We start from the raw sequence: 25,169 nt of genomic DNA on the forward strand, positions 1-25,169 counted from the left end.
CGCACGCTATCAGGAGGGCCTCGGGTTGCGTAATGTCGGATCACGCGACGCGAGGGCAGGACATGACGAAGAAGGACGACGCGCCCGGCCCGGCAAGGGCGGGCCAGGAGCACGGCGCGCAACTGAGCGCTGCGCTTGGGGCCTGTGCGGCGGGCAGGTCGGAGGGGATCGACGTGATCCTGACGCTTGAGGGGCGCCAGCTTCTTGGGGTGGCGATGCGCATTCTGGGGCGCTACGACCTGGCCGAAGAGGCGTTGCAGGACGCGATGATCCGGGTTTGGAGCAAGGCAGCGCAATACCGTGCGCAAAGCGGTTCGGCGCGGGGCTGGATCTATGCGGTGCTGCGCAACCGCTGTCTCAATATCCTGCGCGACGGGCGCAGGCTGAGCGTGCTGTCGCCGGGCGATCTGGCGCATGTGCAGGAAGCGCGCCAGCAGATCGTGCCGCCCGAGGGCTGGGAAATCCTGTCGGGGCCGGGAAAGCTGAGCGACTGTCTTGGGAGGCTTGATCCCCAGAGCCGTCACAGCATCCTGCTGGCCCATGTGGCGGGGTTCAGCCACGGTGAGATCGCGGCGCGTCAGAACATGCCGCTTGGCACGATCAAGTCGCTGATCCGCAGGGGCCTCGTGGCGTTGAAGGAGTGTCTGTCATGACCAAGCTGTCTGACGAGATGATCGCGCTCTCGGATGAATATGTGCTGGGACTGATGTCGCAGGGCGAGGCCGAGCTGTTCGAGGAGATCATGGCGCGCGACGAAGAGGTCGCCCGCCGCGTCGGGGCGCTGCGCGACCGGCTGCTGCCGCTGGACCTGTCGGCGTCGCCGTGCGATCTGCCCGAAGATTTCACGGCGCGGGTTCACAGCGCGATCGCGGCGCAAGGCCAACAGGAGGCGGACCCGGCCGCGATGGCGGCGAATATGACCCGTCCCCCGGCGCGGTCGTTCCGGCGGGTGATCGCGGCGGCGCTGGTCGGTCTGGCCGTGGGATTCGGTTTTGGCGGCGGCTGGTTGCGTCCGATGCCCGAGCCGGTCGTCGTTGCGGTGCTGCTTGATGCGCAGGGTGTGCCGCAGGCCGTTGTCGAGGATTTCGGCAATGATACCGCGACCGTGCGTTTCGTGACGGATATCGACGTGCCTGCCGACCGCTCGCTTCAGGTCTGGACCCTGCCGTCAGAGGATATGGGGCCGGTGTCGCTCGGTGTGCTGGAGGGAACGCGCGCGGCGCGGCTGGCCTTTGGGGATCTGCCGGATCCGGGCGCGGAGCAGCTCTACGAGGTGACGCTGGAGCCGCAGGGCGGCTCGCCCACGGGGCGTCCGACCGGGCCGATCATCGGCAAGGGACTTGCTGCACCGCAGCTTTGACATCGCCCGAAAGGGTCGCGCGCAAAGCGTAAGTCAGGTCGCAATCAGCCAAAAAATGGGCGCAATTGCTTGCCATCGGGTGAATCCGGTTGTTACCCTTGGGATAAGGAGAGCGAACAGGGTGTGCGGAAACGTCACCTTCTCTGAGAAAAACTGAGGGAAACGCGGGCACTTGTTTGCGGTGCCTCGCCATGTCGCAAGCAACGGGCGGCGTTTGGATCGACCCAAGAAGGGCTGCGTGCGCGCGACCTTCCTATCCGGCGCGACTGACCTGGATTGCCAAGAAAAAGGGGGCCTTCTTGCATGGCCGACGACGAAACAGACATGCAGGGGATACCCGCGCCCGAGGGGCACGCGGATCTCATTGAAACCGATTACGAGATCGGTCAGGACAATATCGTAGCCAAGGTCGGTCCGTTCGGCCTTGATATCCACAACCCGGTCTTCTTCATCTCGGGCCTCGCGGTGGTGCTGTTCGTATTCTACTCGCTGGCCTTGCCGGAACAGGCAAGCGCGGTGTTCAGCTGGCTGTTCTCGGCCGTGACCAAGGGGTTTGACTGGTTCTTCCTGGGAGCGGCGAATATCTTCGTGATATTCTGCCTTCTCCTGATCGTGACGCCATATGGCAGCGTCAGGCTGGGCGGAGCTGAAGCGACGCCCGACTACAGCTATATCGGCTGGTTCGCGATGCTGTTCGCGGCCGGCATGGGCATTGGCCTGCTGTTTTTCGGGGTTTCGGAGCCGATGAGCCATTTCGGATCCTCGATGGGCGGCGTGTCTGTCGGCGAGGACGGGTTGCGCACAGACTGGGCGCCGATCGGCGCGGCGGAAGGCGATCAGGCGGCGGCGCAGCGACTTGGCATGGCGGCGACGATCTTTCACTGGGGCCTGCACCCTTGGGCGATCTACGCGGTTGTTGCGCTGGCGCTGGCACTGTTTTCCTATAACAAGGGCCTGCCGCTGACGCTGCGTTCGGCGTTCTATCCGATTTTCGGTGAGCGCGTCTGGGGCTGGACCGGCCATATCATCGATACGCTGGCAGTGTTTGCCACGCTGTTCGGCCTTGCCACATCGCTGGGCTTTGGCGCGGAACAGACGGCATCGGGCCTGACATTCCTGTTCGGTTCGGGCGATGCCGCCGAGGGGACGCGTTCGTTCATGGGGATCACCTATGGCAACAGCGAGGAAAGCGGCGTGGCCAACAACCCGCTGCTGCTGGTGCTGTTGATCACGGCGATCACCTCGATCGCGCTGGTTTCGGTGGTGCGCGGCCTTGATGGCGGCGTGAAGGTCCTGTCGGAGATCAACATGGGGCTGGCGGCGATCCTGTTGCTGTTCGTGTTCCTGGTCGGGGGGCCGATCTTCCTGATCACGCTGTTCTTCGACAGCCTGTGGGCCTATTTCCAGAATCTCTTTGCGCTCAGCAATCCGTTCGGGCGTGAGGATGTAAACTTCAGCCAGGGCTGGACCTCGTTCTATTGGGCGTGGTGGATCAGCTGGTCACCCTTCGTCGGCATGTTCATCGCCCGTGTCAGCCGGGGACGGACCGTGCGCGAGTTCATCACCTGCGTGCTGTTGATCCCGACGCTGGTCTGCGTGCTGTGGATGACCGTCTTTGGCGGCACCGCGATCGACCAGGTGGTCAGCGATGGCTATACCGGGGCGCAGGATGCGGCGCTCGAGCTCAAGCTGTTCTACATGCTCGAGCAGCTTCCGCTGTCGACGATCACCTCGGTGATCGGGATCGTCCTGGTGGTGGTGTTCTTCGTCACCTCCTCCGACTCGGGTTCGCTGGTGATCGACACGATCACCGCGGGCGGCAAGGTGGATGCGCCGGTCTCGCAGCGCGTGTTCTGGTGCATCTTCGAGGGCGCCGTCGCGATCGTGCTGCTGATCGGAGGCGGTTTGGCGTCGTTGCAATCGGCGGTCATCTCGACGGGGCTGCCATTCACGCTGGTATTGCTGGTCATGTGCTATGCGATCTGGAAAGGCCTTTCGAACGAGAAACGCGGCTGACAATCACCCGCGCTTTCGCGAAATGCACGCAGGAGGCCCCGGCATTGTCCGGGGCCTTTTTGCGTTTGATCCGGGGGCAGGGCGCGCATCGCGCTTGACGCAAGGCGCGGCGCGGGCTTTGGTGGCGCCATGCAGATGGACATAGATTTCGTGCGGGCGCAGTTCCCCGCCTTTTCAGAACCTTCGCTTGAGGGCCAGGCGTTTTTCGAGAATGCCGGGGGCTCCTATACCTGTGCGCCGGTGATTGCCCGGCTTGAGCGTTATTATCGCCAGCGCAAGGTGCAGCCCTATGCCCCCTATGAGGCCAGCAGGTTGGCCGGCGAGGAAATGGACGAGGCGCGCGCGCGGCTTGCGGAAATGCTGGGCGTGGCCACGGATGAGCTGAGTTTCGGGCCATCGACGACGCAGAACACCTATGTTCTGGCGCAGGCCTTTGGCCAATGGATGAAGCCGGGCGAGGCGATCATCGTCACCGATCAGGATCACGAGGCCAATTCGGGGCCGTGGCGGCGGCTGGCCGATGAAGGAATCGAGATCCGCGAGTGGCGGATCGACCCCGAGACGGGATTGCTCCGGCTGGAGGACCTTGAAAGCCTTCTGGACGAGTCCGTCCGGCTGGTCTGTTTCCCGCATTGCTCGAACGTGGTAGGGGCGGTGAACCCGGTGGTCGCGATCACCGCAGCGGCCCATGCCGCGGGCGCCTTCGTCTGCGTCGACGGGGTCAGCTATGCGCCCCATGGCTTGCCGGATGTGGGCAATATGGGGCCGGATATCTATCTTTTCTCGGCTTACAAGACCTATGGGCCGCATCAGGGGATCATGGTGATGCGGCGCGAGCTGGGAAATCTGCTGCCCAACCAGGCACATTTCTTCAACGGTGACGTTCTTTACAAGCGGTTCACCCCGGCGGGGCCGGATCATGCGCAGGTCGCGGCCAGCGCCGGCATGGCGGATTATATCGACGCACTGGCCGCGCATCACGGGATCGAAGGCGATGCCGGTGCACGGATGCGGGGCGTGCATGACCTGATGCGGGCGCATGAAACGGCGCTGCTGCAGCCGCTGCTGGATCATTTGCGGGATCGCAACAAGGTGCGGCTGATCGGTCCGGCGGATGCGGCTGAGCGTGCGCCGACGGTGGCGCTGGCGCTGGAACAGCCGGGGGCCGAGGCCGCGCGCTCATTGGCGAAGCGCGGGATTATGGCGGGGGGCGGCGATTTCTACGCGGTGCGACCGCTCAAGGCACTTGGTGTCGATCCCGAAAAAGGCGTTCTGCGGCTCAGTTTTGTCCACTACACCAGCCGCGACGAGATCGACCGGCTGATCGCGGCGCTGGACGAGGTTCTTTGATCCGCGGCGGTGCGGCCGCCGTAAGACAGGGACAAGGAACGAGAGGCGAGGCATGCAGCAGGCACATCCCACATTGCTGTGGTTCAGGCGCGACCTGCGACTGAGCGATCATCCTGCATTGCTGGCGGCGCTGGCGCGGGGCGGGCCGGTGATCCCGGTTTTCATTCACGACCCGCTGGTCGAGGGGCTTGGCGCGGCGCCGAAATGGCGCCTCGCGCTGTCGCTGGATGACCTGGCGTCGCGACTTGAGGGGACGGGCAGCCGCCTGATCCTGCGCCGGGGCGAGGCGCTGGGGGTGCTGCGTGAACTGGTGCGCGAAACCGGGGCGGGCGCGGTGTTCTGGTCGCGTGCCTATGATCCCGACAGCGTGACGCGCGACAAGGCCGTCAAGGCGGCCCTGACCGGCGACGGGCTGGAGGCGGGCAGCCATGCGGGGCATCTGCTGTTCGAGCCTTGGAGCGTCGAGACCGGCAGCGGAAGTTTCTATAAGGTCTACACGCCGTTCTGGAACGCGGTCAGGGATCGCAGCGTGGATGCGCCCGCGGCTGCGCCCGAGAGCATCCCGGCGCCCGTATCATGGCCGCAGAGCGATGCGCTGTCGGATTGGCGCATGGGCGCGGCTATGAATCGCGGCGCCGATATCTGCGGCCCATGGCAGCGTGTGGGCGAGGCGGCGGCGCTTGGGCGTCTGGGCGGCTTTGTGAGCGGGGCGATAGGCGATTACCGGGAGCGGCGCGATCTGCCGGGCGAGGATGGCACATCGAGCCTTTCCGAGAACCTGGCGCTTGGTGAAATCTCGCCCAGGCGTTGCTGGTACGCCGGACAGCGCGCGCTGCACGAGGGCAGGGCGGGGGCGGAAACCTGGCTCAAGGAACTGGTCTGGCGCGAATTTGCCTATCACCTCCTGTGGCACACGCCTCGTATCGTCGATGCGAACTGGCGCAGCGAATGGGATGCCTTTCCGTGGAACCGTGACGAGACTCGCCCCGAAGTGATCGCCTGGAAACAGGGGCGCACCGGCGTCCCCTTTGTCGATGCAGCGATGCGCGAAATGTATGTGACCGGCCGGATGCACAACCGGGCGCGAATGATTGTGGCGAGCTATCTCACCAAGCACCTGATGAGCCATTGGCGGATCGGGCAGGCCTGGTTCGAGAGCTGCCTGACGGATTGGGATCCGGCCAGCAATGCAATGGGCTGGCAATGGAGTGCCGGGTCCGGCCCAGATGCCACGCCCTATTTCAGGGTGTTCAACCCCGAGACGCAGGCCGCGAAATTCGACCCGGAAAGCGTCTATCTGGATCGCTGGATCGCCGAAGGCCGACGCGAACCCGCGCCCGAGGCGCTGTCCTATTTCAAGGCGATTCCGCGCAGCTGGGGCCTGAGCCCAGGCGACCCCTATCCCGCGCCCATCGTCGGGCTGAAGGAGGGACGGGCGCGGGCGCTGGCGGCCTATGAGGCGGCAAAAGCCTGATTATGGGCGAAAATCCTTGCCCGATCCGACCTGCCCGCAATAGCCTTGAGGGCAACACAATCAGCAGGGATGCGCACATGATCCTGACGCAAACCACCGGGCAGGCCGGACTGCCACGCTATTTCGCCCGATGTTTCGCCGCGGCGCGCACGCTTGAGTGCGGGCGGCTTGACCTGCGCCTGCCAGACGGGCGGGTGTTTCGCGCACAAGGCCGCAAGCCCGGCCCGGTCGCCGAAGTCGAGGTGCATGACCCGGAGCTTTTTACCCGCATGGTGCGTGAGGGCTATCTGGGGTTCTGCGAGGCCTACCTCGATGGCGGATGGTCGACGCCGGACCTTCAGGCCTTCATGGATCTGGTCAATGCGGGCAATGACGAGATGTATAACAGCTATCCAGGCCAGAACATCGTGCAGCTTTACGAGAAGCTGCGCTTCTGGTTGCAGCGCAATACCCGCCAGCAGGCGCGGCGCAATATCAGCCATCACTACGATCTGGGCAACGCGTTCTACCGGCTCTGGCTGGATGACACGATGACCTATTCCAGTGCGTATTTCGAGACCGGTCAGGAAAGTCTCGAAGCCGCGCAAAGGGCGAAATATGCCCGGCTGGTTGATCGGATGGGCGTGCGGCCGGGCGATCATGTGCTGGAGATCGGCTGTGGCTGGGGCGGGTTTGCCGAATACGCGGCGCGCGAGCGCGGCCTAAGGGTGACGGGATTGACCATCAGCCGCGCGCAATATGATTACGCCCGTGAGCGGATCGAGAATGCGGGGCTTGCGGGCCGGGTGCAGTTCAAGTTGCAGGATTATCGCGACGAGCGCGGCACCTATGACGGGATCGCCAGCATCGAGATGTTCGAGGCGGTGGGACGGCGTTATTGGCCGGTGTATTTCCGCAGCCTGCACGGGCGTCTGCGCCCCGGAGCGCAGGCGGTGTTGCAGATCATCACCGTGGCCGACGCCCGTTGGGACGCCTATCGCAAGGGCGTCGATTTCATCCAGAAATACATCTTTCCGGGAGGGATGCTGCCCAGCCCGCGCATCCTGAGCGAGGAGGTCCGGCGCAGCGGGCTGGAGATCCGTGGCTCGGACGAGTTCGGCCAGAGCTACAGCCAGACATTGCGGCGTTGGCACGAGAGTTTCAACGCGCAATGGGATGACGTGGCGCGGCTTGGCTTTGACGAGAGGTTCCGGCGGATGTGGAATTTCTATCTGACCTCTTGTGCAGGGGCCTTTCGAGGGGGTAATTGCGATGTGACACAAATCACGATTGCAAGGCCCGGCTGAATGCCTGTCACCGACACCATGCCCACCGCGGCCCGCGCCATCGCCGCCCTGCTGCTGGCGGGGCTTGGCTGGGTGGCGTCGGACATGATCCGCCCGCTGATGCCCGAGGGCACCAATTTCGGCTATTTCAACGAGGTCAATGCGGCGCTTGGCCTGATCTGCGGCTGGCGTGTCATCGGCAAGCGGCTTGGTTTTGGCTGGTCGAACGGCTTGAGCGCGGGGCTGACCGGGGTCGCGTCGCTGGTGGTCCTCTCTCTCTTCCTGCTGAGTCTCTACAAGATGCTGGAACTGGCGCTTGATCGCCGGGTGACGGGGCTGATGGAAGGTTTGGTAACGATTTTCGATATCGCCACCGAATATGCGCTGGTGCTGCTTCACGTGCCGTTGATTGGTCTGCTGGTCGGGGGCGGTGTCTTTATTGGTCTTTTCGGGGAGTGGGTGTCTCATCGCTGGTCGTGATCGAACAGAGGCAGTGTTTGTCGCCGGCCCCATGACATGGGCGCCGCTTTTGACGGAGATCACGGGGTGCGCCGAGCTTGACGCGGTGCCCGCGACCTTGGCGGATCACGCGTTGAGCGCCGCCGAATTCAACTGTTTTCCCGCGCTTGTCGCCGAAAAAGGCACCCGGACCGAAGGCCTGCTGTTGCGCTCGGCCCCGCAATCGGCAGCGGACCGGTTGGCGTTCTTCGCCGAAGGGCAGGGGCTTGAGGCGCGTCCTGTGACCCTGGCGGATGGCAGTGCGGGGCTGGCGTTTGTCGCAAGTGAAACCGAAGCATCGCAAACCGATGACATGCCCTGGCCTGCTGCCTCATGGGAAGCGCGATGGGGCGCGTTGGCGCTCGATGCCTGTGCGGAAGCGATGTGTTATTTCGGGCGGATCGATGCCGCCGGACTGGCATGGCGGATGCCCATGATTCTGTCGCGCGCCGGGTCGCGCCAATTGGCGGCAGCGGGCGCCCCGGCGACCTTGCGCAGCGCAACCCCTGCAAGCGAAGTGACCTGTCTTGCGCGCCATACGTCGCATGAAGGCTATTTCCTGACCCGTGAATATACACTGCGTTATCCGGGTTTCGACGGCAGCATGAGCCCGCCACTACGCCGCGAAGTGTTTGTTGCCGCCGATGCCGCGCTGGTGTTGCCCTATGATCCGCGGACCGACCGGCTGCTTCTGGTGGAACAGTTCCGCATGGGGCTTTATGCGCGCGGCGATCCGCGCCCCTGGATGCTGGAGCCGGTGGCCGGGCGCATTGATGCGGGTGAAACCCCCGAAGCCGCCGCGCGGCGCGAATGCGAGGAAGAAGCCGGGTTGGCGCTCGATCGGCTGGAACTGATCGCGGGCCACTATTGTTCGCCGGGCTGTTCGACCGAGTATTTCTACCTTTATCTGGGTCTGTGCGATCTGCCGGAGGAAGGCGAGGGCCGTGGCGGGCTGGAATGCGAGAACGAGGATATCCGCACGCATGTGATATCCTTTGAGCGCGCCATGGAATTGCTGAACTCGGGCGAGGCGGAAAACGGGCCGCTGGTCCTGTCGCTGGTCTGGCTGTCGCGCGAACGTGAACGGCTGCGCGGGTCTGCTTGAGTTCCAGCGCACCGGGCACTAAGTCTGGGGAAGAGCTGCGAAGAGAGGAGCACCGGCAATGCGCATTGCGAAGGATCTGGCCGAAGCGGTCGGGAATACGCCACTGATCCGGCTTCGCCGGGCCAGCGAGGAAACCGGCTGCGAGATCCTCGGCAAGGCCGAGTTCATGAATCCCGGCCAGTCGGTCAAGGATCGCGCTGCTCTGTTCATCATCCGCGATGCGGTGGCACGCGGCGAACTGGCGCCCGGCGGCACCATCGTCGAGGGCACGGCCGGGAATACCGGGATCGGGCTGGCGCTGGTGGGCGCGTCGCTGGGGTTCAAGACGGTGATCGTGATTCCCGAGACGCAGAGCCAGGAAAAGAAGGATATGCTGCGCCTTGCAGGGGCCGATCTGGTGCAGGTCCCTGCCGCGCCCTATTCAAATCCGAACAATTTTGTTCGATATTCTGAGAGGTTAGCCAAGGAACTTGCGAAAACCGAACCAAATGGCGTGATCTGGGCCAATCAGTTCGACAACGTCGCGAACCGGCAGGCGCATGTGGAAACGACCGGCCCCGAAATCTGGGAGCAGACCGGCGGCAAGGTCGACGGGTTCTGCTGCGCGGTCGGGTCGGGCGGCACGCTGGCCGGTGTTGCCGCGGCCCTGCAGCCCAAGGGCGTGAAGGTAGCCATTGCCGACCCGATGGGCGCGAAGCTCTATTCCTATTACAAGACCGGCGAATTGGAGGGCGATGGCAGTTCCATCGCCGAAGGGATCGGGCAGGTGCGCATCACCCGCAACCTCGAAGGATTCACCCCCGATTTCGCCTATCAGGTGCCCGACGAAGAAGGGCTGCCGCATGTGTTCGACCTTCTGGAGCACGAAGGGCTGTGCCTTGGCGCATCCTCGGGGATCAACGTGGCGGGGGCAATCCGCCTTGCGCGCGACATGGGGCCGGGCCACACCATCGTGACGGTGCTGTGCGATTATGGCACGCGCTATCAGTCGAAATTGTTCAATCCCGAATTCCTGCGCGAAAAGGGCCTGCCCACGCCGGGTTGGCTGAGTGAGGCGCCTCGCAGCATTCCCGGAGTCTTTGCCGAGTGACACGTATTTTCCGTCAGGTTCTGCTGGCGCTGACGCTGGCCCTGTTCGCCGGAAGTGGCGGCGGCATCGTTGTGCCGCCCGCCCATGCGCAGGAGGCGGCCAGCACACCGGATTTCGATCAATGGGATCGGTTCGCCGCGTCGGTGGAAAGCGCCGTCGAAGCAGGTGATACCGAGAACCAGACGCTCGAGCAACTGCGCGAGGACCTGACGGAGTGGCGTGAGACCTTTCTTGGGGCGCAGAATGCCAACTCGGGCAGCATCGCCACGGTGCAGCGCCAGCTTGACGCGCTTGGGCCGGCGCCCGAAGATGGGGGTGAATCCCCCGAAATCGCGCTGGAGCGCGAGCAGCTGAATGCCCGCCTGACCGAGCTTCAGGCACCGGGCAGACGGGCCGAGCTGGCCTATAGCCGGGCCGACGGGTTGATCCGCAGCATCGATCAGACGATCCGGGACCGTCAGACCGAGGCCTTGCTGCAGGTCGGACCGTCACCGGTGAACCCCGTGCATTGGCCGGGTGCGCTGAGTGCGCTTTTCTCGGTCGGGACATCGCTGGTGAGCGAGGCGCGAAGTTCCTTTTCGGAAGCGATGCAGCGGGGCACCATCGGAGATAACCTGCCGGTGACGCTGCCGCTTTTCGTGCTTGGACTTGTGCTGATGGCGCGCGGGCGGCGCTGGAGCCGGGGGCTGAGCCGCCGGATCCTGCGGGACCGTGAAAGCGCCGGGCGCTGGATCGCCGGGTTCCTGGTGTCGCTTGGCAGTTTCGCGCTGCCCTATCTCGGGCTTGTGGCCCTCAGCGTCGTGATCGTGATTTCGGGACTGGCGGGAGAACAAGGCCAGCAGCTCTTGCAGGAATTCGTGCGCGCCGCGCTGATTTTCCTGGTGGCAAGATGGCTTGCGACGCGGGTGTTTCCGGCTGAAGACACGCGCAGCCCGATCTTGGACCTCGGGGTGGACGAGCGGCTGCGGGGGCGCTGGTATGGCGCGGCGCTTGGCTTGGTGATCGCGGCCCTGAACCTGGGCAACGGGATGCGCGAGATATTCAAATGGTCCGAGGCGGCGGGCAATGTGATCCTGTTCCCGGTCATGGTGATCGCGTCGCTCTTGCTGTGGCGGTTGGGTCGCCTGCTGGCGACGCATGCACAGAACGAAGATGATACGGCGGCTGGCGAAGAGGCACCCAATTCGCGACTGGCCGGGATCATGACGCGGGCAATCACGATCCTGGCGGTCGTGGTGCCGGTCCTCGCTGCGGCGGGCTATTTCACGCTGGCGAAGTTCCTGCTGTTCCCGTCGCTGCTGTCGCTGATGCTGATCGCGGGGCTTATGGTTCTTCAGCGCGTTGTGGTCGAGCTATACGCGCTGTTGACCGGGAATGTCGCTGGGGCGGCGGAATCCCTGATCCCGGTCATGGTGGGTTTCGTTCTGGTGCTGCTGTCCCTGCCGCTGTTCGCGCTGATCTGGGGCGCGCGGGTGGCCGATCTGACCGAACTCTGGACACGCTTCGTGGAGGGGGTGTCGATCGGGGGCACGCGGATTTCCCCGACGATCTTTCTGACCCTTGCGGTGGTGTTCGCGCTTGGCTACCTGGTGACGCGCCTGACCCAGGGGGCGCTGAAGAACTCGATCCTGCCCAAGACCCGGATCGATCCGGGCGGGCGCAATGCGATCGTGGCCGGGGTGGGATATGTGGGCATATTCCTGGCAGCCATCATCGCCATCACCAGCGCCGGGATCGATCTGAGCAGCCTTGCCATTGTGGCTGGTGCGTTGTCGGTCGGGATCGGTTTCGGTTTGCAGAACATCGTGTCGAATTTCGTCTCGGGGATCATCCTGTTGATCGAGCGGCCGATTTCGGAAGGCGACTGGATTGAGGTGGGCGGTCAGCATGGCTATGTGCGCGACATCTCGGTGCGTTCCACCCGGATCGAGACCTTCGATCGCACTGACGTTATTGTGCCCAACGCGGATTTCGTCAGCGGCACCGTCACCAACTACACGCGTGGCAACACCGTGGGGCGCGCCATTGTGCCGGTTGGCGTCTCCTATGGGACCGACACCCGCAAGGTTGAGGCCATTCTGCAGGAGATCGCCGAGGCGCATCCGATGGTCCTGGCCAATCCCAAGCCCTATGTGGTGTTCCAGGGGTTTGGCGACAGTTCGATGGATTTCGAGATCCGGGCGATCCTGCGGGACGTGAATTTCGTTCTGAACGTGCGTTCGGACATGAACCACGAGATCGCCCGCCGCTTCGCCGAGGAAGGCATCGAGATTCCGTTCCCGCAACAGGATCTGTGGCTGCGCAACCCCGAGACGCTGACGGGTGCGGGATCGGCAACGCAGGAGCCGCGCAAGGCATCGACCGCCGACACCACGCCGCATCTGAGCGCGCGCGACGTCGAGGCGACGGTACGCGACGATGATGGCGCCTCCGGCGAAGACGGAGCGGATGGCGGTGGCGGGGACGGACGCTGAGCGCGCCCCGCGAGGCGATTGCACCGGGCCGACAGAAACCCCTTGAACTGCCCGTTTGTGGACGTTTAAAGAGAGCCGCACGGAGAGGTGGCCGAGTGGTCGAAGGCGCACGCCTGGAACGCGTGTAGGCGGGTAACCGTCTCCAGGGTTCGAATCCCTGTCTCTCCGCCACTTCAGTCCGCCTCTGGGCACGCCAATCGCCGCCGATTGCCGCACCTGGCCGCCCGCAAGCGTCCTCAGCAGTTCCGTTTTCGATCCCATGATGCGGATTGCGTCGTCGGCGACCTCGACACGCTGCGCCAGGGCGCGCAGGTGATCCCGCCGATAGCCGCCCTCACGGTCCCGGATACGGTCGCGAGCGATCTGCGAGAATTGCCGGATCATCGCCGGGCTGACGGCGCTGTGACCGGGGCTGTCGAGCAGCGTCTGAGCGCGGTCGGCGTCCGCCCGCGCCTGATCGCGGATGACCTTTAGGCCGGCGATGCGTTCGGTCAGCGCCGGGTCGTCCAGATCGGCAACCCCGGCCTCGATGGCGTCATAGAGACGCTTGAGGCGTAGTTCCGATTCGGAAGCCCGGCGCTGCAATTCGGCGATGTGCTGGCGGCGGCGCTCGGCCTGATCTTCTCGGCGACCGAGGACGCTGCCAAGCAGCTTCTCCAGCCGGTCGGGATCAAGCAGGCGTTCCTCGATATGACCGGCAACCATGGTGTCGAGCTTGTCCATGGGGATCGCGCGCCCCTTGCAGCCGGTTTCGCCCTGCCGTGCCCGGATCGAGCAGGCATAGTAGCGATAGCGGCCGCTCTTGCCGGTGCGGATGGTCATCGCGCCCCCGCAATTGCCGCAATAGCAGATGCCGGTCAGAAGCGTGGGACCGATCACGACGCGCGCGGGCAGTTCGGTCTTGGGGTTGCGGGCCTGCAAGAGCTTCTGCACCGCCTCGAAGGTCTCGCGGTCGATGATCGGCGGTACCGGCACGATGACGATTTCATCGGCTTCCTTGTCCGCCTTGTTCTTCCGGTTCTTGCCCCATTGATGCTCGCCCATATAGGTGCGCCGGGTCAGGATGCGGTGAACCTGGCCGACGCCCCAACGGCCGCCGTCACGGGTGAAGATGCCTTTGCCGTTCAGATGCTTGACGATGGCCTTAACGCCCATCTGACCGGAATCGCCATCACCTTCCAGCGCCAGGCGATAGATCAGGCGGATCGTGTCGGCGTGCAGCGGGTCGACTTCCAGCTTCTTCTTGACCTTCGCGCCGCGCTGCTCGGCTGCGACGACGCGATAGCCGACCGGGGGCAGCGAGCCGTTCCAGAAGCCTTGCCGGGCGTTTTCCTTTAAGGCGCGCAGGACATGCTTGGCGTTCTCCTTGGACTGGTATTCGTCGAACAGCGCCATGATCTGCCGCATCATGACGTGCATGGGGTCGTCGCCCATCTCCTGCGTGATGGAGACGAGGCGAATACCATTCTTCGCCAGCTTCCTGACATAGAACTCAAGCTCGAAATGATCGCGGAAGAAGCGCGAGAAACTGTGAACCACGACAATATCGAAGGGCGCGGGCTTCGACGTTCCCGCCTCAATCATTCGTTGGAACTCGGGGCGGCGGTCGTTGGTGGCCGACGCGCCGGCCTCCACGAAGGTTTCGACAAGCTGATAGCCCCTCGCTTCGCACCATGCTTCGCCCTGCCTGCGCTGGTCGGGGATCGACACGTCATGTTCGGCCTGCCGGCTGGTGGAGACGCGCAGGTAGAGGGCAGCCCGCAGGGCGACATTGGGATTGTGGACGTTCATTTGCGGGTTCCTTTCCTGCGAGGCTCGACCAGAGGCAAGACCAGTTCCACACGGTCATGAACGAGCTTCGGGACCAGTCTCAGACCCCGGCCTTTTTCCATGCGCACAAGCCCGTATCCGACCATGGCCTTGAGGGTTCTGGACAGGTTGGACTTGGCGCGGCCGGTCATCTGCGCCAGCTCTTCCAACGAGGCTGGCTGCTGTTCGTAGATGATGCGCAGCATCTCGCAATTGCTCGCTGACATGAATTTGGCGAAGGATGTCGTGGAGATGAACCAGACCGTCGGCTCGCCGGGCTTCGGTTTTTCCTCGCCACGCGCGATCCGAAGGGTGCGGGCCTTCATTTCCTCGGGATCGGCGATCCCGACTTTCAATGTGGACATGGCAAGACTCGATTATCGTTCAGGGTTTTTCATTATCATAATACGATAACGATTTCAAGTCATCGGGCAGATCGACCGAGCCGAACAACTCGTCGAACACATCGGCGAACCAGCGCTCGAACACCTGAATCTCGGCCTCGGTGATCGGCACGTCCTCGGGCCAGTCGTCGATGACCGGCAGCCGCTCGACATCGAAGAGATGGAGCGGGCGTCCACGCGGCGGACTGACGCGCGGCGTCGGGTCGTCGTCGTAGTCGTAGAGATCGTCGGGGAGCGTTTTGGGGACCGGCTGCCGTGGGCGGCCCCTGCTGCCGTGGCGGTGTTTCGTGGACATGGAATCCTCCGTGGTTCGCGGGATTTTCCGGGGGCTGGAAGCCCGGAATAGGCGAAGCATGGAGGGGGATCGGCGGCCTGTAGCGTGCCGCATTTGCGTCGATGCGTTGACGGCACCCCTGTTACTAGTGTCGGCGCAGAGCCCGTTGCGCCTTACTTGCTGGTTGTCGCGCTGGTCTCCGCCCGCAAACTCTCCAGGAAGAGAGTGAAAGCACGGGTCGGATGGCGCCGGCTCGAATAGAAGGCGTGATAGCCCGGAAACGGCGGACACCAATCGGCAAGGACCTCGACGAGCAGCCCGTCGTTCAGAAAGGGCGCGGCGAGATCTTCGAGCATGTAGGCCAGACCCATCCCCGCGCTGGCAGCCCCTACGAGTGCGTCGCCGTCATTGACGATCAGGGACGGCGACACTTTTACCGTCTCCGCATGTCCGTCTTTCTCAAACGACCACGGCGACAGGGTGCCACCCGCGTTTCTGAAACCGATGCAGCGGTGGGCCGACACGTCACGCGGCGTGTGCGGAGGATCGCAGCTGTCGAGATACCGGGGCGCCCCCACAACGACAGCGCGCAAGTGGGGCCCAACGGGCACGGCGACCATGTCCATTTCCAAGTCTTCGCGCAGCCGTATCCCGACATCGAACCGCTCGGCAACGATGTCGACATGCCGGTTCTCCACGCTCAGCTCGCCGTCGATCTCGGGATGGGCAGCGATCAGTCGCGAGAAGGCCGGCCAGACGAGCGTATCGGCGGCATGTTTGCCGCAGGTCACCCGCAGACGTCCGCCCGGTTCCTCACGCAACTGTTCCAGATCGTCGATTTCCGCATCAATCTCCGCGATGACCGGCGCGAGTGTGGCCAGAAGCCGCTCGCCCGCCGCGGTGGGGGCAATGCTGCGTGTCGAGCGTGACAGCAACCTGATCCCCAGATCGGCCTCAAGGCGCTTTACGGTCTGGCTGACGGCGGACTGGGTCACGCCGAGGCTGCGTGCCGCCGCGGTGAAGCTGCGCTCTTCGGCAACGCGATTGAAGATGACGAGGTCCGAGAACTTACGCGGGTCCATTCAGTAGCTATACTACTTGGTCCGACAAATTTCGAGGTACTAATCTCCCACTGCATAGATGCGCTAATATCGCGTCGGCACGACAAGAGGAGCTGACAATGACAGAAAAGGTATGGTTCATCACCGGCGCTGGCAGGGGACTTGGGCATCTGCTCTCTCGCGATGCGCTGCGCGCTGGCGACAAGGTCGTGGCAACCAGCCGAAGCGTCGACGGGCTTGCAGAAAGCCTCTCCGCTCCGGACGACAGCCTGCTCGTGTTACCGCTCGATGTGACCGATGCCCGGGCGGCTTCGGCAGCACATGACGCAGCCATGGAGGTGTTTGGCCGGATCGACATCCTGGTCAACAACGCCGGCCGCGCCCAGCTTGGATGATGGTTCGAGACGATCCCGGAGGAGGACGTGCGCCGGCAGTTCGAGATCAACCTCTTCGGGGCGATGAACGTGGCGCGCGCGGTGCTGCCGACGATGCGCCGTCAGCGCTCGGGCCTCGTGGTCACGATCTCCTCGGTGAACGGCTTGGTCTCGAACCCCGGTGGATCGGTCTACTCGGCGTCCAAGTTCGCGCTCGAAGGCTGGATGGAGGGCCTCGCCGAAGAAATCGCGCCGCTTGGCGTCCGATCACTCATCGTGGAGCCGGGGATGATGCGCACAAACTTCCTTGATCCGTCCACTGCACGGCAGGGGGATATGGACATTGCCGACTATGCCGAGGCGGTGGCCGGTTTCCGAACCTTCATCGCAGAAGCGAACGGCGCGCAGCAGAACGATCCGGCGGCGCTTTCCGCCCTGATCGTCTCTGAAGCGTCCTCTCCCGACCCAGCGCGACGGCTCCTGTTCGGCGCCGATGCGCACGAATGGGCCAGCGCCAAGTGCCGGCAACTCACAGCCGAGATCGACGCTTCGAGCGCCCGTGCCTGAGTGCGGGCAATGTCGGCTTCGTGCCGCTCAGTTGCCATTTATCCCACTGGACCACTTCCCCCCCCGCCGCGCCTTTGCGAAGCCGCGGTCCGTGGCGATGAACCGCTCCAGCATGGGCACGATCAGCCTGACGGGATCGGCAACGGCTTGCCCCGTCTCGCGCCCCAGCACCTCGGCATAGGCGACCAGATCGCGGTGGAGCGGCGCGGGCAGCTCCAGGGTCACCTTTACGGGCTTGTCGTCGGGCAGCGGGCCGAGTTTCAGCTTGGTCATGGTCAACCTCCTGCCGGCTCGAATATCAAATCGCGGGTGACGATTATCCTGACCGGGAAGCCGGGCCGGATGGTCAGCGTGGGCGCGACCTGCAACTGGCGCTGGACGATCTGCTGGCCTGCCTGATTGACGGTATCTTGCGCCCCGTCGCGGATGGCGCGGATCAGCCGGTCCTCGTCGCTGGTCGCGAGCTCCGTGCCGACTGCGAGCAGCGTGGATAGTCCTGCGGCCTTCATCAGATCCCACCAATGATAATCGACGCCATCCTCAAGGCCGGCATAGCCCGATGCGTCCGCGCCCGGCAGGCGCTCAAGGACGATGGAGCGGCCGCCCGGCAGGATCAGGCGATTCCACACCAAGAGCACCCTGCGCTGGCCGAAGGTCACGCCGTCATCATATTGGCCGATGATGCGGGTGCCCTGCGGAATCAGGAGCAGCGAGCCGGTCGGGCTGTCATAGACGTTCTCCGTCACCTGCGCTGTGATCTGGCCCGGAAGGTCGGAACGGATGCCGGTGATGAGCGCGGCCGGGATCACGGCCCCGGCCTGCAGGATATAGGGCGAGGCCGGCGGCGTGACGCGATCCGGCGCGACGGTCTGGCGGTCCACCGGGCCGCCCAGGAAGGCGGCATGGCGGTTCTGACCGGCCGCTCCCTCCGGTTGCCCGCCGAGACCGGCCAGGCCGGGCATGGCCGTCCCGGCTGGTGTTCCTGTGCGCGGTCCGGTCTGGAAGAACACGCTGCTCAGGCGCGCGGCTTCTTCCTCGGCGCGGCGGCGTTCTTCCTCGGGATCGACCGCGGGCGCTGTGATCGCAGGCGTTGCGACCGGCTGGCCCCGCCTCTCGGCGTCGAGGATCGGACGGCCAAGGTCGCCGGGCAGCGCGGGGCCGAGGACCGGGCCGGTGTAGTCGGAGGGCAAGCCCGTGAGTCCGTCCGCCGTGGGCCGGTTTTCTGTCGAATAGAGTTCTTCGCCGCCCGGTCCGGCCTCGCGGGTCTGGAGCGCGTAGATCAGCGCGCCGCCGATGCCGAGAAGCGCGACCGCGCCAATGCCTGCCAGCATCTTGCGGGACAGGCGGGTGACGCGCGGCGGTTCTGCGCGCAGCCGCATGGGCGCTGTGGTGTCGGTGATCGGGTTGTCTGTCATGACGGCGAGTCTCCGGTGGCTGCGGGCTGAGCGGCGGCCTGTCGTTGCTCGATACGGACGATCCTGACGACCTGCTGGCGGTTGCCGCTGCCAAGGCGCAGTTCGGCCGCGCCAAACAGACGGTCCACGATCAGGACGTTCCGGTAGATGCGGGAATTGACGATCTGCGGCTCGCCGTCCGACCCGAGCACGAAGATCGGCGGCATTTCGCCCTGCACGATCCCGCGCGGGAAGACGACATAGACGCGCCGGCCATCGTCGAAGACGGAAACCGGCCGCCATGGCGGGCTGTCGCCCTGCACCTGCAATCCATAGCGATAGTTCCGCGCCGCCTCGGCAGGGATGACCGGCGCGGACGGGACGGCCCGGCGCTGGCCTGCCGGCGGCGCGGGATAGGCCCAGGCGACGGCGGGCATGTAGAGCGCTTCCCGCGCGCGCAGCTCCATCATGTAGGTTCGCCGGTCGGTGGTCACGACAAGGTTGGTCGAGATGTCGTCGCGGGTCGGTTTCACGAGGATATGGACGCGCCGGTTGGCGCCGCTGCCGCTCTCGGTATCGCCGATGATCCAGCGGGCGGTGTCGCCGGCCGCAATCGGTCCTGCGCCGGTCAGGTTTTCACCCGGCTCCAGCGCGATATTGGTGATTTGACCGGGGGCGGCATAGACCTGATAGAGCGCGCCTTCCGACCACGGGTATATCTGGATGGCGTTGTAGTAGCCTTCGCGGCGCGGCTCGACGCGGGCGGCGGCGTTGGCGTTCTCGACGCGGCCGGTCGGTGTGCCCGCCCTCTCGCCGCCGCGCGCGACGGTCCAGGCGGGCGGAACATGCAGCGGCCGGGGCGTGTCCTCTGCCGAAGCGGCAGGCGGCGTCGGCAGCGGCGGCACGGCGTCGTCATAGGAGAATTGCGGCGTCCGGTTGGTGGCGCAGCCGGCCAGCACGGTCGCGGAAAGCAGCAACGCCGCCAGTGCGGGTTTGCGGAAAACCGGAAAGCCGGCTTTGCAGAAAGACGTGCGGGTCATTGGCTCATCTCCCGCGACCATGAAATCGCATTGACATAGATGCCGAGCGGATTGGCGCGCAGCCTCTCGGCGGTGCGCGGCGGCTGGATCACGATGGTCAGGATCGCGGTCCATCGCTCGGTGCCGGAAAGCTGGCCGTTTTCGTAGTGGCGCTCGGTCCAGGCGACCCGGAACGATCCGGGCGATGCCCGGATGACGCTGGACACATCGACGGCGATCTGTTGGCGGCCGACACGGGTGAACGGATCGTTGGCGCGGGCATAGTCGTTCAGAGCCGCAGCGCCCCGGTCGGTGGTGAACTCGTAGGCGCGAAGCCAGTTCTGGCGGACGATGATCGCATCGGCCGGGATCGCGCGGACCTGCTCGATGAAGCGGCCGAGATGGAAAGCGATCTGCGGATCGGTCGGGCGATAGTCGGCGTTCGCCGGTGCGACGGTCTGGGCTTCGCCGAGCGCATCGACCTGCACCACCCAGGGCACCACGGTCCCGCGCGCCGACTGCCACACCAGCGCCGAGGCGAAGCCCGCCGACAGGATCAGGGAACCGAACGCCATGTAGCGCCAGTTTCGCGCCTGCACGCGGGCCGAGCCGATGCGCTCATCCCAGACCTGCGCGGCCTTCTGATACGGGGTCTCGGGTTCCGGCGTCTTGCCGTAATGGGCTGCGGGTCGTTTGAAGATGCTCATGAGCAGTCACTTTCGGAAAGGTTGACGGAAGAACCGGGGCCATGGCTGTCGCCGGAGCGGACGGCGTGTGCGGCCATGGTCGTGCCGTGGTTCATGGCCTGCGAGCGGCGCATCCGCTGCGCCCAGGCAGGCGGTGCGCCTGTGGCCGAGGCGGACGCGGCCGGGGCGGATGCTTCCGCCGCGCCTCCGGCCGTGCCCATGGTGGACGCGCCGCCACTCGCACCGAAGCCAGCCTTCGCGCCTTCGGAGAAACTGGACTTGACGCTTTCGGACGCGCGGGAGGCAGCGCGTTTCAAGGGTGAGACGGCTGCCGATCCTGCCGCGCGAGCGACGCCGCCAAGGCCAGACGCGACACCGGCCGCGCCGGACTGGCCGAGCGAGCCGAGGCTGTAGGCTGCGGAAGCGGCTCCTGCGGCCGTCGCGCCGCCGCGAACGGCCGCGGCCCCGCCGGACAAAGCGGCAGCGCCGCCTTTTGCGCCGAGCATCGCCGCGCCACCCGCCGCCGCACCGCCCGCCAGCACCATGCCGCCGGCGGCGAGGCCGGTGCCCACGGCCGCGCCCGCGCCGAGCTGGGGGCCGCCCGAGACAAGGCCGGTGGCGATGCCGGGTCCGAAGATGCCGAGGCCGAGCAGCGACAGGGCCGCGAGCACAATCGCCATGGCATCGTCGATCGTGGGGGTGACGCCGCCGAAGCCGGCGGTGAACTGCGAAAACAAGGTTGAGCCGATGCCGATGATGACGGCCAACACCAGAACCTTGATGCCGGAAGAGATTACGTTGCCAAGCACACGCTCGGCCATGAAGGCGGTCTTGCCGAACAGGCCAAAGGGGATCAGCACGAAGCCGGCCAGCGTGGTCAGCTTGAACTCGATCAGCGTGACGAAGAGCTGCACGGCGAGGATGAAGAAGGCGAGGATCACCAGCGCCCAGGCGAACAGCAGGCAGGCGATCTGGATGAAGTTCTCGAAAAACGACCAGTAGCCCATCAGGTCGGAAATGGAATCGAGCAATGGTCGGCCGGCATCGAGGCCGGTCTGTGCCACCCGGCCTGGCCGCATGAGGTCGGCAGCGGAAAAGCCCGTGCCCGACGCCATGAGACCGAGACCGGCGAATGAGTCGAAGACGATGCGGGCGAGGTTGTTCCAGTTGCCGATGACGTAGGCGAAGACACCGACGAACAGGGTCTTCTTGACCAGCCTTGCGATAATGTCGTCATCCGCGCCCCAGGCCCAGAAGAGCGCCGCCAGCGTCACGTCGATGACGATCAGGGTGGTGGCGATAAACGCCACTTCCCCACCGAGCAGGCCGAAGCCGGAATCTATGTAGCTGGTGAAGACCCCAAGAAACGAGTCGATGACGCCGGTTCCGCCCATGGATCACTGTTCCTCGTTCTGTCGCGGAGCGGTCTGGGCGGGCGTCCGGCCAAGAAAGCGGTCGCGGCTCTCGGCCCATGCGGAAAGGCAGACCGGATCGCTCGTCGCCGCTTCCCCAAGCTGCTGGCACCGGCGAAGCGTCGCGCGGAGCGGATCGGCCGGCGGTTGCAGCGCCGGTGCGGTGCTGGCCGGCGCGGGATCGTCCTTGCGGGTCATCTCGATCACCGTGGCCGCGATGGCCATGGCGACGAATACGACGGCCCCGAGCCGGGCCAGCATCTTGCCGTCCATGGGCGGCCCCTCCCGTGGTCAGTTGTTGCCGTTGAACATCTGCGCGTTGCCCGGCTGGTAGCCGCTGCCGGGGGTCAGGAAGCGCTCGCGCTGGACACGGCCCTGTTCGGCGGCCGTCGCACGCTCGGCCTCGATCAGCGCTTCCGACCGGCCGTTGGCGGCGAGCATGGCGATCAGGTCGGAAAGCTGCTGCGACTGGAGGGCGAGGATCTGATTGCCGGCCTGCGTGGCCTGCAATGCGCCGGTCGCACCCTGGCTCCGGCCGACGAGCGCGGCCATCTCGGCGCGGTTGCTGTCGATATTGCCGACGACACCGGCTTGCACCTTCATGGCGTCCTGCAAGCCGCCGACCGTGTTTTGCCAACGGTCGCGCGCATCGGCGACAAGCTGGGCGTCGGTCGCCGACAGCGACACATTGCCGTATTGGCTCTGGAACGCCTGGTCGATGTTCTGCACGTCGAACGCGATGTTCTGCGCGTCGCTGAGAAGCTGCTGCGTGCGGCTGACGTTCTGTTGAATCTGCTGGAGCGAGGAATATGGCAAGCTCGCCAGATTGCGGGCCTGATTGATGAGCATCTGGGCCTCGTTCTGGAGCGAGGTGATCTGGTTGTTAATCTGCTCCAGCGTGCGCGCGGCCGTGAGCACGTTCTGCGCGTAGTTGGTCGGATCATAGACGATCCATTGCGCATGGGCCGGGCTTGCCAGCATGGGCGAAAGCGCGACCGGAATGGCGAGCGCCAGCGCAAGGGCCGAGGCCCCGACAAACTTGGAATAGGTCATGGAAGAATCTCCTGTGGGGTATCGAGTCGGGCCGGCGCGGCGGATTCCGGCCGGTCGGCAAGATTGGTGAGGTTGGGGATCAGCTCGACCGCCCACTCGACGCCGCGCTCGCGCAGCCATGCGGCGAGGAAACCATCGCGGCCGTGCTCCGCAACGATCTGCGCAATGAGGGTCTGGTCGGATTTGGCGGATGCGGCGCAGAGGGCGAGGCCGACTTCGGACAGGCCCAGCTCGAACAGGCGGTTGCCCCTGCGGCTTTGGCAGTAATAATCCCGCTTGGGCGTGGCCCTTGCGAGGATTTCGATCTGCCTGTCATTGAGGCCGAAGCGGCGATAGATGGCCGCGATCTGCGGCTCGATGGCGCGCTCGTTCGGCAGCAGGAGCCGCGTCGGGCAGCTCTCGATGATAGCGGGCGCGATGTTGCTGCCGTCGATGTCGGACAGGCTTTGCGTGGCGAAGATGACGCTGGCGTTCTTCTTGCGCAGCGTCTTCAGCCATTCGCGGAGCTGGCCGGCGAATCCCTCGTCGTCGAGCGCAAGCCAGCCTTCATCGATGATGAGCAGCGTGGGGCGGCCGTCGAGCCGGTCGCCGATGCGATGGAACAGGTAGGACAGAACGGCCGGGGCCGCGCCGGTGCCGACCAGCCCTTCGATCTCGAACGCCTGCACGTCCGCCGATCCCAAATGCTCTGTCTCGGCGTCGAGCAACCGGCCATAGGCACCGCCGACGCAGAACGGCCGGAGCGCCTGTTTCAGATCGTTGGATTGCAACAGCACCGCAAGGCCGGTGATCGTGCGTTCTTCGACCGGCGCGGAGGCGAGCGAAGTCAGCGCCGTCCAAAGATACTCTTTGACCTCGGGCGTGATGGCGATGCCTTCGCGCATGAGGATGGTGGCAATCCAGTCCGCCGCCCATGCGCGTTCATAGGTGTCGTGGATGCGGGCCAGCGGCTGGAGCGAGACGGACGCCTCGGCCCCTTCTGTCAGCCCGCCGCCAAGGTCATGCCAGTCGCCGCCCATGGCGAGCGACGCGGCGCGGATGCTGCCGCCGAAGTCGAAGGCGAAGACTTGGCTGGCCTCGTAGCGGCGGAACTGGAGCGCCATGAGGGCGAGCAGCACGCTCTTGCCCGCGCCCGTGGGGCCGACGACAAGGGTGTGCCCTACGTCGCCGACATGCAAAGACAACCGGAACGGGGTTGAGCCTTCGGTCTTTCCAAAGAGCAAAGGGGGCGCACCGAAATGCTCGTCCCGTTCCGGCCCCGCCCACACCGCCGAAAGCGGGATCATGTGGGCGAGATTCAAAGTGCTGATGGGCGATTGCCTGACATTCGCGTAGGCGTGTCCGGGCAGGCTGCCGAGCCATGCGTCAACCGCGTTGACGCTCTCGGGCATGGCGGTGAAGTCGCGGCCCTGAACGATCTTCTCGACCAGGCGCAGCTTCTCGTCGGCAAGGCGCGGGTCGGCATCCCATACGGTGACGGTCGCTGTGACGTAGGCCATGCCCGCCACGTCCGCCCCAAGCTCCTGCAACGCCATGTCGGCGTCGAGCGCCTTGTTCGCGGCGTCAGTGTCCACAAGGGCGGACGCCTCGTTGGTCATCACCTCTTTCAGAATCGCGGCGACGCTCTTGCGCTTGGCGAACCATTGGCGGCGGATGCGGGTCAGGAGCTTTGTGGCGTCCACTTTGTCCAGCAGGATCGCGCGCGTGCTCCACCTGTAGGGGAACGGCAGCCGGTTCATCTCGTCGAGCAGGCCAGGCGTCGTCGCGGTCGGGAAACCTACGATGGTCAGGACGCGCAGATGCGCGTCGCCAAGGCGCGGCTCCAGCCCGCCCGTCAAGGGCTGATCGGCCAGCAGCGCGTCGAGGTGCATGGGCACCTCGGGCACGCGCACACGGTGGCGATTGGTCGATATGGTCGAATGGAGGTAGGTCAGCGTCTCCCCGTCATCGAGCCAGCGGCACTCCGGCATGAATCCGTCGAGCAGCGCCAGCACGCGATCGGTGCGATCGATGAAGGCGCGCAGGACCTCCCACGGGTTCACGCCGGATTGCTCGCGACCCTCGTAGAGCCAGCTTTCCGCGCGGGCGGCTTCCTCGGCCGGGGGCAGCCAGAGGAAGGTCAGGAAATAGCCGGACACGAAATGCGTGCCGGCTTCTTCGAAACCCGCTTTGCGCTCTGCATCGACCAGCGCCGAGGCGGCGTCGGGAAAGGCGCTGTCGGGATAGGTCGCGGCCTCGCTGCGCTGCGCCTCAACGAAGATGCTCCAGCCGGAGCCGAGACGGCGCACGGCGTTGTTGATGCGACCGGCGACGGCGACTAGCTCGGCGGCGACGGCGGAATCCAGATCGGGACCGCGAAACTTCGCGGTGCGCTGGAACGATCCGTCTTTGTTGAGCACGACACCCTGACCGACCAGCGCCGCCCAGGGCAGATAGTCGGCGAGGCGCGCGGCGGTGCGGCGGTATTCGGCAAGGTTCATCATG

Annotated in this window: 22 protein-coding genes, 1 tRNA gene and 2 pseudogenes; 13 read left to right on the top strand and 12 right to left on the bottom strand. The window is 65.2% G+C overall.

Annotated elements, in window-relative coordinates:
* The first annotated feature begins 62 nt into the window (after positions 1-62).
* The 12 genes from ROH8110_RS05115 (at position 63) to ROH8110_RS18880 (ending at position 13,106) form a co-directional block, all read left to right on the top strand.
* The gene (locus ROH8110_RS05115) at positions 63-653 is read left to right on the top strand and encodes a sigma-70 family RNA polymerase sigma factor (protein ID WP_085817019.1); all 591 of its coding nucleotides are present in this window, start codon (positions 63-65) and stop codon (positions 651-653) included.
* Positions 650-1,360: an anti-sigma factor gene (locus ROH8110_RS05120; RefSeq protein ID WP_085816608.1), complete on the top strand. Its 711-nt coding sequence runs from the start codon at positions 650-652 to the stop codon at positions 1,358-1,360. Before ROH8110_RS05115 ends, ROH8110_RS05120 begins: the two co-directional genes overlap by 4 nt.
* Positions 1,361-1,663: 303 nt before the next feature.
* A complete protein-coding gene (locus tag ROH8110_RS05125; protein ID WP_085816609.1) occupies positions 1,664-3,376 on the top strand; it encodes a BCCT family transporter in 1,713 nt (570 codons plus the stop codon).
* A gap of 129 nt (positions 3,377-3,505) precedes the next feature.
* Positions 3,506-4,726, top strand: coding sequence for an aminotransferase class V-fold PLP-dependent enzyme (locus tag ROH8110_RS05130; RefSeq protein WP_085816610.1), 1,221 nt, complete (start codon positions 3,506-3,508; stop codon positions 4,724-4,726).
* A gap of 52 nt (positions 4,727-4,778) precedes the next feature.
* A complete protein-coding gene (locus ROH8110_RS05135) occupies positions 4,779-6,200 on the top strand; it encodes a cryptochrome/photolyase family protein (RefSeq protein ID WP_085816611.1) in 1,422 nt (473 codons plus the stop codon).
* 77 nt (positions 6,201-6,277) lie between these two features.
* Positions 6,278-7,486, top strand: a complete 1,209-nt coding sequence (locus ROH8110_RS05140; RefSeq protein WP_085817020.1) for an SAM-dependent methyltransferase — start codon at positions 6,278-6,280, stop codon at positions 7,484-7,486.
* Between the two features lie 18 nt (positions 7,487-7,504).
* Positions 7,505-7,945: a TrgA family protein gene (locus tag ROH8110_RS05145; protein WP_254903711.1), complete on the top strand. Its 441-nt coding sequence runs from the start codon at positions 7,505-7,507 to the stop codon at positions 7,943-7,945.
* A gap of 49 nt (positions 7,946-7,994) precedes the next feature.
* On the top strand, positions 7,995-9,068 hold the full coding sequence (locus ROH8110_RS05150) for an NUDIX domain-containing protein (protein ID WP_254903712.1): 1,074 nt from the start codon (positions 7,995-7,997) through the stop codon (positions 9,066-9,068).
* A gap of 58 nt (positions 9,069-9,126) precedes the next feature.
* The gene (locus ROH8110_RS05155; RefSeq protein ID WP_085816614.1) at positions 9,127-10,158 is read left to right on the top strand and encodes a cysteine synthase A; all 1,032 of its coding nucleotides are present in this window, start codon (positions 9,127-9,129) and stop codon (positions 10,156-10,158) included.
* A complete protein-coding gene (locus ROH8110_RS05160) occupies positions 10,155-12,632 on the top strand; it encodes a DUF3772 domain-containing protein (RefSeq protein ID WP_085816615.1) in 2,478 nt (825 codons plus the stop codon). The genes ROH8110_RS05155 and ROH8110_RS05160 overlap by 4 nt, the downstream gene beginning before the upstream one ends.
* An 81-nt stretch (positions 12,633-12,713) precedes the next feature.
* A tRNA-Ser gene (locus tag ROH8110_RS05165) sits at positions 12,714-12,803 on the top strand.
* A gap of 36 nt (positions 12,804-12,839) precedes the next feature.
* A complete protein-coding gene (locus tag ROH8110_RS18880) occupies positions 12,840-13,106 on the top strand; it encodes a hypothetical protein (RefSeq protein ID WP_034828152.1) in 267 nt (88 codons plus the stop codon).
* 273 nt (positions 13,107-13,379) lie between these two features.
* Here the strand turns inward: ROH8110_RS18880 and ROH8110_RS18885 are convergent.
* The 4 genes and pseudogenes from ROH8110_RS18885 to ROH8110_RS05185 all read right to left on the bottom strand — a co-directional run.
* A pseudogene (locus tag ROH8110_RS18885) lies at positions 13,380-14,423 on the bottom strand (recombinase family protein); the annotation flags it as partial.
* Positions 14,420-14,806 (bottom strand): HVO_A0114 family putative DNA-binding protein, encoded by a 387-nt coding sequence (locus ROH8110_RS05175; protein WP_034828158.1) that lies wholly within the window; start codon positions 14,804-14,806, stop codon positions 14,420-14,422. The gene ROH8110_RS05175 and the pseudogene ROH8110_RS18885, both read right to left, overlap by 4 nt.
* Before the next feature lie 19 nt (positions 14,807-14,825).
* A complete protein-coding gene (locus ROH8110_RS05180; protein WP_034828160.1) occupies positions 14,826-15,140 on the bottom strand; it encodes a hypothetical protein in 315 nt (104 codons plus the stop codon).
* 152 nt (positions 15,141-15,292) lie between these two features.
* Positions 15,293-16,201, bottom strand: coding sequence for a LysR family transcriptional regulator (locus ROH8110_RS05185; RefSeq protein ID WP_034828162.1), 909 nt, complete (start codon positions 16,199-16,201; stop codon positions 15,293-15,295).
* A 98-nt stretch (positions 16,202-16,299) separates the two neighbouring features.
* On the opposite strand from ROH8110_RS05185, the pseudogene ROH8110_RS05190 reads away from it, so the two are divergent.
* Positions 16,300-17,121: pseudogene (locus tag ROH8110_RS05190) on the top strand (SDR family oxidoreductase).
* Between the two features lie 27 nt (positions 17,122-17,148).
* On the opposite strand, the gene ROH8110_RS05195 reads toward ROH8110_RS05190, so the two are convergent.
* Genes ROH8110_RS05195 through trbE form a run of 8 tightly spaced genes read right to left on the bottom strand, consistent with a single transcriptional unit; the run spans position 17,149 to position 25,168 of the window.
* Positions 17,149-17,394, bottom strand: coding sequence for a DUF2274 domain-containing protein (locus tag ROH8110_RS05195; RefSeq protein ID WP_036173413.1), 246 nt, complete (start codon positions 17,392-17,394; stop codon positions 17,149-17,151).
* A 2-nt stretch (positions 17,395-17,396) separates the two neighbouring features.
* Complete coding sequence (locus tag ROH8110_RS05200; protein WP_034828166.1) at positions 17,397-18,536, bottom strand: TraB/TrbI/VirB10 family type IV secretion system protein; 1,140 nt, start codon at positions 18,534-18,536, stop codon at positions 17,397-17,399.
* Positions 18,533-19,555: a P-type conjugative transfer protein TrbG gene (gene trbG / locus ROH8110_RS05205; protein WP_034828167.1), complete on the bottom strand. Its 1,023-nt coding sequence runs from the start codon at positions 19,553-19,555 to the stop codon at positions 18,533-18,535. Before trbG ends, ROH8110_RS05200 begins: the two co-directional genes overlap by 4 nt.
* Positions 19,552-20,241, bottom strand: coding sequence for a conjugal transfer protein TrbF (gene trbF / locus ROH8110_RS05210; RefSeq protein WP_034828168.1), 690 nt, complete (start codon positions 20,239-20,241; stop codon positions 19,552-19,554). Before trbF ends, trbG begins: the two co-directional genes overlap by 4 nt.
* Positions 20,238-21,614 carry a P-type conjugative transfer protein TrbL gene (trbL, locus tag ROH8110_RS05215; RefSeq protein ID WP_085816616.1) on the bottom strand — a complete coding sequence of 459 codons (1,377 nt, stop codon included), beginning with the start codon at positions 21,612-21,614 and terminating at the stop codon, positions 20,238-20,240. The genes trbF and trbL overlap by 4 nt, the downstream gene beginning before the upstream one ends.
* Positions 21,615-21,617: 3 nt before the next feature.
* Positions 21,618-21,905 (bottom strand): putative entry exclusion protein TrbK-alt, encoded by a 288-nt coding sequence (gene trbK-alt / locus ROH8110_RS05220; RefSeq protein ID WP_034828601.1) that lies wholly within the window; start codon positions 21,903-21,905, stop codon positions 21,618-21,620.
* A gap of 18 nt (positions 21,906-21,923) precedes the next feature.
* Entirely contained in the window at positions 21,924-22,685 is a 762-nt protein-coding gene (gene trbJ, locus ROH8110_RS05225) for a P-type conjugative transfer protein TrbJ (protein ID WP_034828600.1), read from the bottom strand.
* On the bottom strand, positions 22,682-25,168 hold the full coding sequence (trbE, locus tag ROH8110_RS05230; RefSeq protein WP_034828599.1) for a conjugal transfer protein TrbE: 2,487 nt from the start codon (positions 25,166-25,168) through the stop codon (positions 22,682-22,684). The genes trbJ and trbE overlap by 4 nt, the downstream gene beginning before the upstream one ends.
* Position 25,169: the final 1 nt, after the last annotated feature.

Source organism: Roseovarius halotolerans, from assembly GCF_900172255.1.
GTDB classification, from domain to species: Bacteria; Pseudomonadota; Alphaproteobacteria; order Rhodobacterales; family Rhodobacteraceae; genus Roseovarius; species Roseovarius halotolerans.

What these genes read in the sequence shown, in the direction of transcription:
- ROH8110_RS05115 (WP_085817019.1), top strand. Translation starts at nt 63, where the DNA reads ATGACGAAGAAGGACGACGCGCCCGGCCCGGCAAGGGCGGGCCAGGAG.
- ROH8110_RS05120 (WP_085816608.1), top strand. Translation starts at nt 650, where the DNA reads ATGACCAAGCTGTCTGACGAGATGATCGCGCTCTCGGATGAATATGTG.
- ROH8110_RS05125 (WP_085816609.1), top strand. Translation starts at nt 1,664, where the DNA reads ATGGCCGACGACGAAACAGACATGCAGGGGATACCCGCGCCCGAGGGG.
- ROH8110_RS05130 (WP_085816610.1), top strand. Translation starts at nt 3,506, where the DNA reads ATGCAGATGGACATAGATTTCGTGCGGGCGCAGTTCCCCGCCTTTTCA.
- ROH8110_RS05135 (WP_085816611.1), top strand. Translation starts at nt 4,779, where the DNA reads ATGCAGCAGGCACATCCCACATTGCTGTGGTTCAGGCGCGACCTGCGA.
- ROH8110_RS05140 (WP_085817020.1), top strand. Translation starts at nt 6,278, where the DNA reads ATGATCCTGACGCAAACCACCGGGCAGGCCGGACTGCCACGCTATTTC.
- ROH8110_RS05145 (WP_254903711.1), top strand. Translation starts at nt 7,505, where the DNA reads ATGCCCACCGCGGCCCGCGCCATCGCCGCCCTGCTGCTGGCGGGGCTT.
- ROH8110_RS05155 (WP_085816614.1), top strand. Translation starts at nt 9,127, where the DNA reads ATGCGCATTGCGAAGGATCTGGCCGAAGCGGTCGGGAATACGCCACTG.
- ROH8110_RS05175 (WP_034828158.1), bottom strand. Translation starts at nt 14,806, where the DNA reads ATGTCCACATTGAAAGTCGGGATCGCCGATCCCGAGGAAATGAAGGCC.
- ROH8110_RS05180 (WP_034828160.1), bottom strand. Translation starts at nt 15,140, where the DNA reads ATGTCCACGAAACACCGCCACGGCAGCAGGGGCCGCCCACGGCAGCCG.
- ROH8110_RS05185 (WP_034828162.1), bottom strand. Translation starts at nt 16,201, where the DNA reads ATGGACCCGCGTAAGTTCTCGGACCTCGTCATCTTCAATCGCGTTGCC.
- ROH8110_RS05195 (WP_036173413.1), bottom strand. Translation starts at nt 17,394, where the DNA reads ATGACCAAGCTGAAACTCGGCCCGCTGCCCGACGACAAGCCCGTAAAG.
- ROH8110_RS05200 (WP_034828166.1), bottom strand. Translation starts at nt 18,536, where the DNA reads ATGACAGACAACCCGATCACCGACACCACAGCGCCCATGCGGCTGCGC.
- trbG (WP_034828167.1), bottom strand. Translation starts at nt 19,555, where the DNA reads ATGACCCGCACGTCTTTCTGCAAAGCCGGCTTTCCGGTTTTCCGCAAA.
- trbF (WP_034828168.1), bottom strand. Translation starts at nt 20,241, where the DNA reads ATGAGCATCTTCAAACGACCCGCAGCCCATTACGGCAAGACGCCGGAA.
- trbL (WP_085816616.1), bottom strand. Translation starts at nt 21,614, where the DNA reads ATGGGCGGAACCGGCGTCATCGACTCGTTTCTTGGGGTCTTCACCAGC.
- trbK-alt (WP_034828601.1), bottom strand. Translation starts at nt 21,905, where the DNA reads ATGGACGGCAAGATGCTGGCCCGGCTCGGGGCCGTCGTATTCGTCGCC.
- trbJ (WP_034828600.1), bottom strand. Translation starts at nt 22,685, where the DNA reads ATGACCTATTCCAAGTTTGTCGGGGCCTCGGCCCTTGCGCTGGCGCTC.
- trbE (WP_034828599.1), bottom strand. Translation starts at nt 25,168, where the DNA reads ATGATGAACCTTGCCGAATACCGCCGCACCGCCGCGCGCCTCGCCGAC.